Source organism: Streptomyces sp. NPDC042346 (assembly GCF_055581845.1).
Genome location: NZ_JBVJEH010000011.1, coordinates 113,735 through 126,647, shown reverse-complemented (window position 1 = coordinate 126,647; position 12,913 = coordinate 113,735). Strand labels below are relative to the sequence as shown.

General features: G+C 69.5%; 11 protein-coding genes, 1 tRNA gene and 2 pseudogenes. 7 read left to right on the top strand and 7 right to left on the bottom strand.

Annotation, left to right across the window (positions count from 1 at the left end):
* Positions 1-119: 119 nt before the first annotated feature.
* Complete coding sequence (locus ACZ6K0_RS34265; RefSeq protein ID WP_376411749.1) at positions 120-446, top strand: GYD domain-containing protein; 327 nt, start codon at positions 120-122, stop codon at positions 444-446.
* Between the two features lie 32 nt (positions 447-478).
* On the opposite strand, the gene ACZ6K0_RS34260 is transcribed toward ACZ6K0_RS34265, so the two are convergent.
* The gene (locus ACZ6K0_RS34260; protein ID WP_469230549.1) at positions 479-652 is read right to left on the bottom strand and encodes a hypothetical protein; all 174 of its coding nucleotides are present in this window, start codon (positions 650-652) and stop codon (positions 479-481) included.
* A gap of 100 nt (positions 653-752) precedes the next feature.
* Between ACZ6K0_RS34260 and ACZ6K0_RS34255 the strand changes: the two genes are divergently transcribed.
* Positions 753-914 (top strand): hypothetical protein, encoded by a 162-nt coding sequence (locus ACZ6K0_RS34255; protein WP_469230551.1) that lies wholly within the window; start codon positions 753-755, stop codon positions 912-914.
* 159 nt (positions 915-1,073) lie between these two features.
* On the opposite strand, the gene ACZ6K0_RS34250 is transcribed toward ACZ6K0_RS34255, so the two are convergent.
* A tRNA-Met gene (locus tag ACZ6K0_RS34250) sits at positions 1,074-1,147 on the bottom strand.
* 63 nt (positions 1,148-1,210) lie between these two features.
* A pseudogene (locus tag ACZ6K0_RS34245) lies at positions 1,211-1,375 on the bottom strand (SDR family oxidoreductase); the annotation flags it as partial.
* 158 nt (positions 1,376-1,533) lie between these two features.
* Here ACZ6K0_RS34245 and ACZ6K0_RS34240 point away from each other — a divergent pair.
* Both ACZ6K0_RS34240 and ACZ6K0_RS34235 read left to right on the top strand, forming a co-directional pair.
* Complete coding sequence (locus tag ACZ6K0_RS34240) at positions 1,534-3,666, top strand: NucA/NucB deoxyribonuclease domain-containing protein (protein ID WP_469230553.1); 2,133 nt, start codon at positions 1,534-1,536, stop codon at positions 3,664-3,666.
* A 184-nt stretch (positions 3,667-3,850) separates the two neighbouring features.
* On the top strand, positions 3,851-4,378 hold the full coding sequence (locus tag ACZ6K0_RS34235) for a hypothetical protein (RefSeq protein WP_469230555.1): 528 nt from the start codon (positions 3,851-3,853) through the stop codon (positions 4,376-4,378).
* 72 nt (positions 4,379-4,450) lie between these two features.
* Here ACZ6K0_RS34235 and ACZ6K0_RS34230 read toward each other — a convergent pair whose 3' ends face one another.
* Both ACZ6K0_RS34230 and ACZ6K0_RS34225 read right to left on the bottom strand, forming a co-directional pair.
* Positions 4,451-5,596, bottom strand: coding sequence for an RNA polymerase sigma factor (locus ACZ6K0_RS34230; protein WP_469230632.1), 1,146 nt, complete (start codon positions 5,594-5,596; stop codon positions 4,451-4,453).
* An 8-nt stretch (positions 5,597-5,604) separates the two neighbouring features.
* Entirely contained in the window at positions 5,605-6,012 is a 408-nt protein-coding gene (locus ACZ6K0_RS34225; RefSeq protein WP_376411758.1) for a YciI family protein, read from the bottom strand.
* A gap of 409 nt (positions 6,013-6,421) precedes the next feature.
* Between ACZ6K0_RS34225 and ACZ6K0_RS34220 the strand changes: the two genes are divergently transcribed.
* Positions 6,422-7,900, top strand: a complete 1,479-nt coding sequence (locus ACZ6K0_RS34220; RefSeq protein ID WP_469230634.1) for an MFS transporter — start codon at positions 6,422-6,424, stop codon at positions 7,898-7,900.
* Positions 7,901-7,998: 98 nt separating this feature from the next.
* On the opposite strand, the gene ACZ6K0_RS34215 is transcribed toward ACZ6K0_RS34220, so the two are convergent.
* Complete coding sequence (locus ACZ6K0_RS34215) at positions 7,999-9,615, bottom strand: carboxylesterase/lipase family protein (RefSeq protein WP_469230557.1); 1,617 nt, start codon at positions 9,613-9,615, stop codon at positions 7,999-8,001.
* Positions 9,616-9,728: 113 nt separating this feature from the next.
* Here ACZ6K0_RS34215 and ACZ6K0_RS34210 point away from each other — a divergent pair, with 113 nt between their 5' ends.
* Positions 9,729-10,316, top strand: a complete 588-nt coding sequence (locus tag ACZ6K0_RS34210; RefSeq protein WP_376412346.1) for a PadR family transcriptional regulator — start codon at positions 9,729-9,731, stop codon at positions 10,314-10,316.
* Positions 10,317-10,443: 127 nt separating this feature from the next.
* A complete protein-coding gene (locus ACZ6K0_RS34205; protein WP_469230636.1) occupies positions 10,444-11,643 on the top strand; it encodes an MFS transporter in 1,200 nt (399 codons plus the stop codon).
* Here the strand turns inward: ACZ6K0_RS34205 and ACZ6K0_RS34200 are convergent.
* A pseudogene (locus ACZ6K0_RS34200) lies at positions 11,575-12,838 on the bottom strand (MFS transporter). The gene ACZ6K0_RS34205 and the pseudogene ACZ6K0_RS34200 sit on opposite strands and share 69 nt — an antisense overlap.
* Positions 12,839-12,913: the final 75 nt, after the last annotated feature.

The following is a 12,913-nucleotide window of genomic DNA, read 5'->3' as shown; positions in this document are numbered from 1 at the left end:
AGCAGAAGGACTGTGGGCCATGGCGGTCAACGTCCCCGGCCGTTCGGGGGAACCACGTTCCGGCCGGGCCGTCCTCCCACCCGGCGCGGGCATCGTCGACGAAACGAAAGAGAGACACGATGCCGCTCTATCTGTCGAGGTTCAGCTACACGCCGGAGACGTGGGCGAGGCTGATCGGCCACCCTGAGGACCGAGCACAGGCCGCTGAGGCGTACATCGAGTCCGTCGGCGGGAAGCTGCACGGCTTCTGGTACGCCTTCGGCACGCACGACGGCTACAACCTCTGGGAAGCGCCGGACAACGTGTCGATGGCCGCGGTCGCGCTGGCGATCAGCGGAGGCGGCGCGCTCAGCTCGTTCGAGACGACCGTTCTCCTGAGCGTCGATGAAACGCTGGATGCTCTGCGCAGAGCCGAGCACATCCGGTATCGGGCTCCGGGCGCGTAACAGCCCGCGAGCCGGCCTGCCGACGCGGGCGGTCAACAGCGGAAGCGCACTCTGCTCAGCAGGCAGTCGCCGGGCAGACCGAGCAGATAGGCGTCGGCGAACCCGAAGTACCCCTTGCCGTGGTTCTCGGACTGCTCCTGCCAGACATCCGTGGACACGTCCAGCCACCGCCCGTCCACGGTGAGAAGCGCATCCGTCGTGTTCACCTGCGTGCTCGCCCGCCGGACATGGCCGTCCTCGGACCCTGAGAAACGTGCGACCGGGTCGTACATGTCCGTGGTCAGGGCACGGGCAACCATCCCCATGGTGCTGGGCACGCCCGACGCCAACGGAGACGGCGTCGCCGACATCTGGGCCGTGAACTCGATCGGCCACCAGTACCTGATGCGCGGCGGCACCACTCAATGGCTCGGCGACGCCAGCGGCCGCGACGAGGACGACTGGAACACCTTCCTCACCATCGGCTAGCGCCGCGACACACCCAGGCATCCGTGCAGCGAGACCGCAGCTCCAGAACCGCGGCCTCGCTGCACGGGCGCCCGCGCCGTGTTTCCGGCTCCTGCCCTCGGCCGGCGGGAGCACGCATGAGGCCCGGATCCACAGGATCCGGGCCTCATGTCACTTCAGTAGCGGGGACAGGATTTGAACCTGCGACCTCTGGGTTATGAGCCCAGCGAGCTACCGAGCTGCTCCACCCCGCGTCGGTAGGCTCAACACTACGCCACCCACGGCGCCCCCAGGACCAGTCCTCGTCGTCACCCTCGCTACATGCCCCCGGCGACGCGCAGAACCGCGCCGGTCGTGTAGGCGGCGTCAGTGGACAGGAGCCAGGAGACGGCGCCGGCGACCTCCTCGGGCTGCCCGGCCCGGCCCATGGGGATGTTGGCGGCGACCTTGGCGGGCCGTTCGGGGTCCGCGTGGAAGTCCGTGAGCCATTTGATCGATGATCGATCATGCTACTCATCGGTCCGGGAAGACCTCCCGCCCATCCTCGGCGACACGGGCACCGGGCCTTGCCATCGGGACCGTTCATCTTGCTACTGGTGGGATGACAAGAAGAAGACGACCAGCCCGTACGGTGCCCCTGTTGAGAGCCGCAGCCGCTGCCCTGGCGTCGGCGCTGCTGATCACCGCGACGACGACCGCCGCGACCGCCGACAGCGGCAGCCCGGAGGCACAGAGGTGGAAGCCGACGTTACGGCCGCACGCCACGATCACCCCGGGACAGATGCGGTCCGACAGCGACCGGTTGCCCAAGGGGTTCAGCAAGGCGCAGGCCGACAAGGCGGAGACGATGGAGGCCCGCGCCACGGACGGGTGCCAGGTGTACTGGCCTGCCCCCTACGAAGTCTGTGGCGCGATCCGCGACAAGTACAACGAGCTCGGCGGCCCGAGCAGCTTCCTGTCGTTCCCGAACTCCAACGAGCTGACGAACCCCGACGGGGTCGGCAAACGCACCGAGTTCATCAACGGGCCGATCTACTGGTCCCCGCAGGGCGGCGCGCACCCGGTCGTCAACCACTTCTTCGCGGCGTGGGCCCGTAACGGCTGGGAGGCCGGACCGATCGGCTACCCCACATCGGACGAGATCGTGAACCCCGACGGTGTCGGACGCCGGCAGCACTTCGCATCCGGTGACATCTACTGGAAGCTGAACGAGGCGTACGCCGTGCGCGGCGCGATCCGCGACAAGTGGGCCGAAGCCGGATGGGAGGCCGGCTACCTGGGCTACCCCACATCCGACGAGTTCGCCACGCCGGACGGGATCGGCAGCGGCGCCAGGTTCGAGCACGGAATGATCTACTGGACTGCCGCGTACGGGGCGCACCCGGTCAGCGGCGGGCTGCTGACCAAGTGGGAGCTGTCCGGCTACGAGAAGGGCCCGTACGGGTATCCGGTCGCGGACCAGCAGCCGCGTGGATCGTCGTGGGATCAGGACTTCCAGTTCGGGACGATGGGGTTCCCGACCGATCCGGTCGCGGCCGTCGACCCCGACGACGGGGACGCGGACCCGATCGTGGGCGACGAGGTCCCGGTGACGTGGGGGGACTTCGCCGTCGACGCCAACACCGAAGGTGTCGGCGGGCCGGTGATCCAGGAGGGGCCCGGCTCGCTGGAGCCCTGCGTCGCGGGCGAGTCCTGCATGCACACGACGCCGGTCTCCGACGAGGACCCGCCGGACGATCCGATCATCGACGGCCCCGATACGCAGGGGACGTTCATCTCCCCGCTGTGCCTCGACAAGCCGTGGGACGGGCAGTGGCGTATGGAGCGTAAGCACGCGTGCATGATCTGGAAGGACCTGGCCGTCGATGTGATGACCAGGGGCACCGAGACCGGGTCGATCCCCTTCACCGTGAAGACCGGTGTCCTGACGTCACACAAGTCGGGCGAGTTCCAGCAGGAGTTCCGCGTCGACTTCCACGGCCTGACGGGGAAGACGGGCAAGCCCACGTTCCGGTACAAGCTCACGTACAACAACACGCCTGCCGGGTCGTACAGCGTCGACGGAGCCGACGACGGGTCGCTGATCAAATCGGGCCAGTCGAAAGTCATCGTCGTGAAGTGGAAGCAACAGGCGATGGCCGACCAGGCGCTGAAGTACCCGGTCGTCAACATCGAGTGGAACTTCGGGAACCTGGACCCCGACATCATCCCCGGCACGCGGTGGGGCAACATCCGAGTCGCCACCGTTCGGTGCGATTCCACGATGAAGCTGTCCAACGGGAAGTTCCGTCAGGGGTGCGTGTTCTACGGGGCGAAGCCCGAGTTCAAGCTGACGTCCGTCACCCCCGAACAGACCTGGCACGTCGCCGAGGCGATCGCATCCGGTCTTCCCGGTTCGGCCGGCAGGCCTCTTCACCGGCAGGCCGACAAGTCCAAGCGGGACATCAACCGTCAGCAGTCCTGCCCCCGCAAGGGCCCGGTCGCTGACGCCCGACGCCTGGCGGGCCGGTCCTGCGACGAATACCCGTTCGCGTCCAGCAACGAAGGCGCAGCGGCCCATCCCGATCTGGGCCGCACCGTTCACGCCAACTGCAACGTCAAGGATCTGACGATCACCACCGGCCCGGACGGATACAGCGTCTGCATGATCGACGCGAAGCAGAACTCGCACAGCGGCAGTCTGCTGGGCAAGTTCTACGGCGAGGAACGCGTCATCGACCAGGACGCGTTCAGCCTGGCGACATCAGGCGGCACACAGCCCGGCATCCCGTAGCGCTCGGGTACAGCCGCCGCGCGCGACAGGAGGGGCCCCGCGGACCACGACGTCCGCGGGGCCCCTCTGTGTCGTGCGCGGCGGGTGGGTCTGGCGGGTGGGTCTGTTCGACGAGGAGGGCGGTCCGAGTCCGCCGGCCCCGGGATAAACTGCTCCGACGCCACCCCGACCGGAGGTCGTCTCAGTGTTCCCCGCCGCACGGGTACTTGCCGGTGCCCCGTTGGCTCTGGTGATTCTCGCCCTGACCGGCTGCTCTTCCCTCTTGTGCACCGACACGACGGCGGAGCGCGGTGAGGCCGGTGTCAGGGTGCAGGTCGAGGACACGTCCGGGCGGCCTCTCGGCGTCACCGCCGAGGTCGTCGACTGGCGCCTTGAGCCCCACCCGCAGGTGCCCTCCCAAGGTGACCGGGTCCACTTCCACTACCGCTTCGACGGCGCCGACGAGAGTTCCGGCCCTGCGGTGGACGCCTGCGCGGTCGACAAGGAGCGTGTGGCGCTGGGGTGCCAGACGGTCTATTCGTCTCAGGCGTTCGGGCCGGACGGTGCCCTGACGGGCGACGACTGGCTCTCCGTCGAGCACCCCGAGCAGGTTGCCGGCGTGCTGTTGATCCCCAATGACCAGTCCTACGTCGGACGATCCTGCGAGCAGGACATCAAGGACGGTGGCGGGCCGCATCCTCCGGAACCGGCCGGCAGGGGAGACCAGCTCTAGGGGGGGCAAGGCGGTCGAGGGCGAGGCACGGGTCTGCCGGTGCCTCGAATCGCATGATCCGCCGGACAGCACCTAGGGGTGTGGGTGGTTGTTGAGTCGGGCGGCCTGCTGGGTGAGGTGGTTGCGTTCGGGCAGGTTGGGTGCGTGGTGGGCGGCTTCCGCGTACAGGCGCGCGGCGGTGGCGTGGTCGCCGGCTCGTTCGTGGAGATAGGCGGTTGCGGCGGTGTGGCGGGGGAGTGCGGGGTCCAGGGCTGCGAGCGCGGTGAGGCCGGCGTGGGGTCCGTCCGCTTCGCCGATGGCGATGGCGCGGTTGAGATGGGCGATGGGGTTGTCCGTGAGGCGGATGAGTTCGTCGTACCACTCGACGATCTGGACCCAGTCGGTTTCCTCGGTGGTCGGGGCGTCGGCGTGGAGTGCGGCGATCGCCGCTTGGGCCTGGTACTCGCCGAGCCGGTCGCGGGCGAGGGCGGCTTGCAGGATGGAGATGCCTTCGGCGATGGCGGTGGTGTCCCATCGGCTGCGGTCCTGCTCGGCGAGGGGGATGAGGCTGCCGTCGGGTGTGGTGCGGGCCGTGTGCCGGGCGTGGTGAAGGAGCATGAGGGCGAGGAGTCCCGCGACCTCGGGGTGGTCGATGGTGGTCGCGAGTTGGCGGGTGAGGCGGATGGCCTCGGCGGCGAGGTCGATGTCGCCGGAGTAGCCCTCGTTGAAGACGAGGTAGAGGACGCGTAGCACGGTGGCGACGTCGCCGGGCCGGTCGAGGCGGACGCCGGAGACGGTGCGTTTGGCGCGGCTGATGCGCTGCGCCATGGTCGTTTCGGGGACGAGGTAGGCCTGGGCGATCTGCCGGGTCGTCAGTCCGCCGACGGCGCGCAGGGTGAGCGCGACGGCGGACGAGGGGGTGAGGGCGGGGTGGGCGCACAGGAAGTAGAGCTGGAGCGTGTCGTCGGCGTCGGCCGCGGGCCCGGCCGGGGGTTGCTGGTCGAGGCGTTCCTCGCGCCTGCGGCGGGCGGTGTCCGCGCGGGTGACGTCGAGGAATTTGCGCCAGGCGACGGTGACGAGCCAACCCTTGGGGTCGTGTGGTGGTTGGTCGGGCCAGAGGCGGACGGCTTCGATGAGGGCGTCCTGTACGGCGTCCTCGGCCGCCGCGAAGTCGGCTCCGCGGCGGACGAGGACGGTGAGGACGCTCGGCGTGAGGGTGCGCAGCAGGGCGTCGTTCATGGAGGACGTCACTCGGTGATGGTGGGGGGCGAGGTGAGGAACGGGCGCACTTCGAGCCATTCGTGGATGGGCTTGCCGCCGGCACCGGGGGCGGCGGAGAGTTCTCCGGCGAGTTCGAGGGCGCGTTCGTACGTGTCGACGTCGATGACCATCCAGCCGGCGATGAGGTCCTTGGTCTCGGCGAACGGTCCGTCGGTGACCGGCGGGCGGCCTTCGCCGTCGTAGCGGACGAAGGTTCCTTCGGGGGCGAGGGCCTGGCCGTCGATGAACTCGCCGGTCTTCTCGAGCCGGGCGGCGAAGTCTTGCATGTACTGGATGTGGTCGGTGATCTCCTGCGGAGTCCACTGGTCCATGGGGACGTCGTTGGCGGAGGCCGGGGCGCCGCGGTAGTGCTTGAGAAGCAGGTACTTGGCCATGGTGGTTCTCCTCGGTGTGGTGCGGCCCATTGTGGCCGTGTTCACTACGGGGACGGAGCGGGCCACGGCTTCTCGACATCGCCGCCCGATCTTTTTCCGGCCCCGGCTCCGGCGCTCTCCGGCCCAGGCGTGTCGTCGTGCGGGGGCGGTTCCTCCGAGGTGCCTGGGTGACTTCAAAGTGCGTTCTTCCCCGGTTCCCCGGGGCGTCGCATGATTCCTGTGGTGACGAAAGGTAACCGGGTCGGTTCGGGTCTTCACGACCTCCCTCGCCCTTTCTCGCCTGTGTCTCAAGAGGATTCCGCTCGTCCGCGTCAGGGGTGCGGGCGGTCGTCTTCGTTGGTTCCTCTGTGTGCAAGGAGAGATTTCTGTGTCCAGTGTGGATTCGTTCTCGGGCGGCGGTACGGGCCGTATGAGCGGGCGCGCGTGGGGTGTGCTGTTCGTGTTGTGCGGCGCGATCTTCCTCGAAGGCATCGACGTGGCCATGCTGAATGTGGCGCTGCCGTCGATCCGTGAGGATCTGGGGATGTCGACGGGCATGCTTCAGTGGGTGATGAGCGCCTATGTGCTGGGTTACGGCGGGTTCATGCTGCTGGGCGGCCGGGCGGCGGATCTGTTCGGGCGCCGCCGGATGTTCATCGGGTGGCTTGTGGTGTTCCTGCTGTTCTCCGGCTTGGGCGGGTTCGCCACGGAGGGCTGGATGCTGATCGTCGCCCGGTTCGTGACGGGCGTCGCCGCCGCGTTCATGACTCCGGCGGGCCTGTCCATCATCACCACCGGTTTCGAGGAGGGCCCGCAGCGCAACAAGGCCCTGCTGGTGTATTCCGGGACCGCGGCCGGCGGTTTCTCCGTCGGTCTGGTCGTGGGTGGTCTGCTCGCCGCCGTCGACTGGCGCTGGGTCTTCTTCGCCCCGGTGATCCTCACGCTCCTCATCCTTGTCGCGGCCCTCGTCCTCATCCCGAAGTCGCCGCGCCCGGACCGTGCAGGGCAGGGTGTGGACCTGGCCGGCGCGCTCACCGTCACCGGCGCGATCCTGCTCCTCGTCTTCGGTGTCGAGCGCGCGGCGCACGCCTCCGCGGCCTGGACGGCGGCCACGATCGCCGGAGGCCTGGCCCTCCTGGCCGTGTTCGTCGCCATCGAGCGCAGGTCGGCCTCGCCGCTGGTACGCCTGGGGATCTTCCGCAGCGGTTCGCTGGTCCGCGCGAACCTGGCGGGCATGCTGTTCGCGGCGGGCTTCTTCGGATTCCAGTTCATCGCGGTGCTCTACCTGCAGGAGCTGCGCGGCTGGTCGGCGCTGCAGACCAGTTTCGCCCTGATCGTCATCGGTGTGGACGCCGTGTTGTCCCCGACGCTGACCCCCCGGCTCGTGGCCCGGTTCGGCAACGCCCGGGTGATCTTCGCCGGCCTGCTCCTGGCGGCCCTGGCCTACGCCCTGTTCCTGCCGGTCAGCGCGGACTGGACGTACCTGGCGATGTTCCCGAGCCTGATCATCCTGGGCCTGGCCTTCTCCCTGGCCTATGGGCCGCTCACCATCGCGGCGACCGACGGCGTCGCGGAGGAGGAACAGGGGGTGGCCGGCGGCCTGCTGTACACGTCGTTCCAGTTCGGCGCCGCGCTCGGCCTGTCCTTCGTCGCCGCCGTCGACATCGCCGCGACGGACGGTACGTCCCCGGCGGCGCTCCTGGAGGGCTACCGGGCGGCCCTGGTCGTGCCGCTGGTCGCCGCGCTCGCCGCCACCGTCATCAGCGCCTTCGGCCTGCGCACCCGGGCCCGGCCCCACTCCCTGTCGCAGGCAGGGGACGGCGGCGCCGGCACCGGCCCCGTACCCGACACGGCCCCGGCCCGGGGCCCGGTGTCCGACCAGGGCGTGCCGGCCGAGGTGGCGAGGTAGCCGCCGCCCGCGTACACGGAACGGCAGAACGGCAGAACAACCGAATCGACGACGACGGGGTGGGTGTCCGCGCGGACACCCACCCCGTCGTCGTCGCCTCAGCGTGACGCGTTCCAGAGGTCGCAGTTGTGCTGCTCGCTCAGGGTGCCGGTGGGCGCGTTGCCGCCGGCGGACGCGGTGCGGAGTTGGAGCACCTGGCCGGGCCGCGATCCGTGTTCCGGCATGGGCTGCTGTCCGCGGGCCCGGGGCGGGGTGCCGTGGACGAACGAGCCCCAGTAGTCGGTCATCTGGTCGGCGAGCGCGCGCTGTTCGGCGTTGAACGGTGCGGCGATGCCGTACGGCTTGAAGAGGTAGTTCAGCTCGGCGGCATGCGTGGCACCGAAGTCGAAGTCCGTGTCCTGGGGGAGCGAGGCGAACAGCGGCGAGGTGCGGTCGGCGAACTCGTACGCGTACACCTTGCCCCGCTTGGCGAGGAGCGGGTCGACGGCCAGGGCCGGGCAGGCGAAGAGCTGGTCGCCGAAGGCCGTGCCGTAGGCGTACGCGGGGCGCTCGTACGCCGTGAGCGGGTAGCGGGCGAGCGCTCGCGCCCCGGTCTCCGGGCCGAAGGAGGCGGAGAGGGCCGCCGGGTAGGCGTCGGCGGTGAGGGGGTTGCCCCAGCGGTCGAACGAGTCGTACGCGAAGACCAGCCCCTCCTTGCTGGTGGCGCCGTTCATCACGGGGACGCGGGAAGAGCGGCCCGAGGCGAACGCGTCGGCCGGCTGCACGGGCAGCTGGGGGGTGCCGACCGTGTAGCCCCAGGAGCGGCGCGTGGAGGCCTGCGCGTCGAGGATCTCCTTGGTGCTCTTCGCGCGTAGACAGTCGGCGGCCGTCGCCGCTTCCGTACAGCCGAGTCCGGCGGCGAAGGTGAGGGAGGAGGCGACGGCCTGCTCGCGCGGGGTCCCGGCGCAGTTGCCGAAGGTGCCGCTCATGATGATCGCGCCGCGGTAGAGGCCGCGGCTCGCCGGGGAGGCGAGCTGGTTGCACACGGCGCTGCCGCCCGCGGACTCGCCGGCGAGGGTGACACGGCCCGGGTCGCCGCCGAAGGCGCCGATGTTCGTCCGGACCCAGCGCAGGGCCTGCTGCTGGTCGAGGAGGGCGAAGTTGCCGCCGGCGCCGGGCAGGGTGAGGAAGCCCAGAGCGCCGAGGCGGTAGTTGAGGGTGACGACGATGCTGCCGGTGCGGCGGGCGAAGGCGTCGGGAACGATGTCGCGGGCGGTGCCGCCGACGTTTCCGCCGCCGTGGATCCAGACCATGACGGGACGCTTGGTGCTGGAGTGACGGCCGGCGGGCGGGGCGTAGACGTTGACGTCGAGGCAGTCCTCGGTGGTCCGCTGCTGCTCGAAGCCGGGAGCCCAGTACGTGTTCTGGGCGCAGTACGCGCCGTACCGGGTGGCGTCCCTGACGCCCGCCCAGTCGGAGGCGGGCTGCGGGGCGCGCAGGCGCAGCGGGCCGGTGGGGGCTGCGGCGTACGGAATGCCGAGGAACTGGCGCCCCTCGGCGGTGGCCGCTCCGCGCACCCAGCCGTTGTCGGTGCGGACGAGGGTGGGGCCGGTGGCGTCGTGGGCCTGGGCGGCGCCGGCGGGGACGAGGGAGGCGGCGACGGCGGCGGCCAGGGGCAGGGCGATGCGGCGCGCGCGCCGCAGCAGTGCGGGCAGACGCCTGGCGGGCAGGGTCATAGGGTCTCCTGAGGCAGGGGAAGGCCCAGCTGTGGGCGCCGTGAGCATAGATGCCGAGTGCCATAGGTGACTAGTCACCTATGGCTTCGCGGTCGAAAGGTGACAGGAGAGAGATGAAGTTCGAGCACGTTCTGCTCGGATTCGTGGCGATGCGTCCCTGTACGGGGTACGACCTGAAGCGCTGGCTGGGCAGTGAGATGGGCCGCATGAGCCGGTTCCCCAGCCAGCAGAGCCAGATCTACCGCACCCTCGCCCGGATGACCGCCGACGACTGGCTGACGTACGACGTGGAGCGGAACGAGGGACGCCCGGACTCCAAGGTCTACCGCGTCACCGCTACCGGCGAACGCGTCCTGCACGCCCGCCTCGCCGAGCCGTACGAGCCGCCGGTCGATTTCGGCGACCCCGAGTTCCTGACGCGCTACCTCCTCTCCGTCTTCGTGACCGAGGAGGAGCGGATCGCCCTCGTACGTACCGAACTGGAGGCACGCCGGGCCCAGCTCGACCGCTTCCGCGCCCGGGACATGCGCGAGGAGCCCTGGCTGCCGGGCGTGGACCCGCATCGCATGGCCCGCGTCCTGGACCACGTCCACGAGAGCAAGGACAGGGCCCTGGTCACCCACGTGCGCTGGCTGGAGGAGGTCCTCGCGGAACTCGCCGGGACACCGGACCCCGCCGGGCCAGGAACGCCACACGAATAGCCCGGCGAGCCACCGCGACCACCTGAGGTAGCTCAAGGGGGTTGCGGTGGCCCGATGGGCCCGGTGAGGTACTTCCATGGACGGTGCCATGCAGCAGGCGCAACGGGCGAGGTCGGGAAAAGGCCGCATGGTCGCGCCACGACCGGCTCCATGGCACGGGCCGGCGGTTCTTGTCGCCCTGATGCTGGCCGCCTTCACCTTCAACACGGCGGAGAACCTGCCGATCGGTCTCCTGGAAGTCGTCTCCGAAAGCCTGCGGGTGTCAGTGTCGGCGGTCGGTCTTCTGGTCACCGGCTATGGCGTGACGGTGGCCGTCGCGTCGCTGCCGCTCGCGTACGCCATGCGGGCAGTGCCCCGACGCCACGTGCTCACGGGACTCCTGGCCGCGCTGGTCGTGTCGAGTCTCGTCGCCGCGCTGGCGTCCTCGTACTGGTTGCTTCTCGTGGCGCGGCTGCTGACGGCGCTCGCTCAAGCGCTGTTCTGGGCCGTGATGGGGCCGGTCGCGGTGGGTCTGTTCGCGCCCGCACTCCGTGGGCGTGTGATCGGGGCACTGTCCGTCGCCGGTTCGCTCGCCCTCGTGCTCGGATTGCCCGCCGGGACCTGGCTGGGGCGGCAGAGTGACTGGCGCGTTCCCGTCGCCATGCTTGCGGGTCTGGGGATCATCTCCCTGGTGACGATCGCCGTTCTGCTGCCGACCTCACGTCCGGAAGAAGCGCACGCCGCCTACGGCATCAGCCCCGATGCCCGCCGCTTCGGATTCGTGCTGGCGGCCGGAGGCTTGTCCGCTACCGGGGCTTTCACGGGATATACCTACCTCGCGAAGTTCCTCAGCGACGTGAGCGGATTCCCTCCGGGCACGGTCACCACCCTGTTCATGGCCTTCGGCGTTGCGTGCCTGGCCGGGGTGAGCATCACCGGGGCTCTGCTGGATCGTTTTCCGCATGCCGCGCTGACCACTGCCCTGGCCACTCAGGCAGTGGGCATGCTCGGCCTGTACACGGCCGGCACCGATCCGGTGGCAGCGGTGGTGTTCCTGGTGCTGATGGGCGGTGCACTCGGGCCGGTGTTCATGGCCACGCAGAACGCGATGCTGCATTACGCTCCGCGCCGCACGGACATCGCGCTCGCGGCGAACTCCGGCGCCTACAACGCCGGTATCGCGGCCGGCGCCGCGCTCGGGGCACTCGTACTGCCGCTTTCCGACGTGCGGGGCACCTTCCTCGCCGGCGGCCTGTTCTCTGTCGCAGCCTGCGCGGTGCTACTCGGAGGACTTCTCGATCTCGGTGGTCACCCGCGCCCCTCGGAAGAGCACCGGGAGCCACAGTAGACATGCCAGCAGGGGGACCGCGGCGTAGGTGGCCATGCCCACACTGGAGCCCAACCCGTCCATGAGCGCGCCGAGGACGAGATAGCCGATGCCGATGAGCACCGACTCCACGAAGGCGATCATCGACAGCAGGCTCGCCCGGTGGCGCGACGGCACTGCCTCGTTGAACACGTTGTCCACGATCACGGCGGTGATCTCGGGAACCCCGACCAGGACCAGGAACGCGGCGATGGTGACCCAGACAAGGCCGAGGCCGCTCAGGCCGAGTGCCGCGGCGAGCGCCAGGAGAGACACCGGGACGATGACCCGATACCCGATACCCGATGCGCCGGTCCGCGCGGTCCGACAGCAGCGGAGTGAGCCCGCCGGCGAAGAATCCCGCCGATATGACCACGCTGACCAATGCGGTGCCCGCTCCCTGATCGGAGAGGGTCTTCTGAGTGAAAATGATGTACGGCGTCAACGTCGCATGCATCAGTCCGGACACCACGACAAGCGTCACGAGCGCCGGTGTGGCGACCCGAAGCATCGCCCGCCACGCTGTGGCGTCGGCGTGCTCCTCGGCTCCGTCCTGCTCGTCCACCGCGTCCGCGCCGCGGACCTCGGGCACCCGTGACATCAGCACCACCACGGCCAGGACAAGGCACGCCGCCGAACCGGCGTAGACGACTCCCCAGGAGATCTGCTGCAGTTGGCCGCCGAGGGCGATGGCGGCTCCCGAGGTGACCGTCCCGAGCATGGTGAACCGGGACTTGATCTTGACGTAGCCGGCCGTTGCACCACGACGCACGAGCAGGTCGTACAGCAGGGCGGTGTCCGAACCGGACACACATGCCATGCCCACGCCCTGCCCGATGAACAGCGTCAGGAACACCCAGTAGTCGGAGAACGCCACCTGACCGAGCAGACATCCAGCTATCAGTATCTGGCCGATCACGATGCTGGCCCGCCTGCCGATTGCGTCGGCGATGACTCCCGTCGGCAACTCCGCAAGTCCGCTGACCAGGTAGAGCAGTGTCTGCAGCAAGGCCACTTGCCCGACGGAGAAGCCTCGCTGATAAAGGAAGAGGACGAATACGCCGCGCTGGAACAGCGAGTTGGCGAGCACGGCGTATACGTAGAACGGGCGCGTGACGCCTCGTGCCGCCTTGTCGACTGCGGCCGACCCGCCAAGGGCCTCCGTGGTGCCGGTCATGCTGCGGGCTCCCTGGTGACTCCGGTGATCATTGGTGTGGGGCCTCCGCCGCCGACCGGAACCTCCAGTCCATAC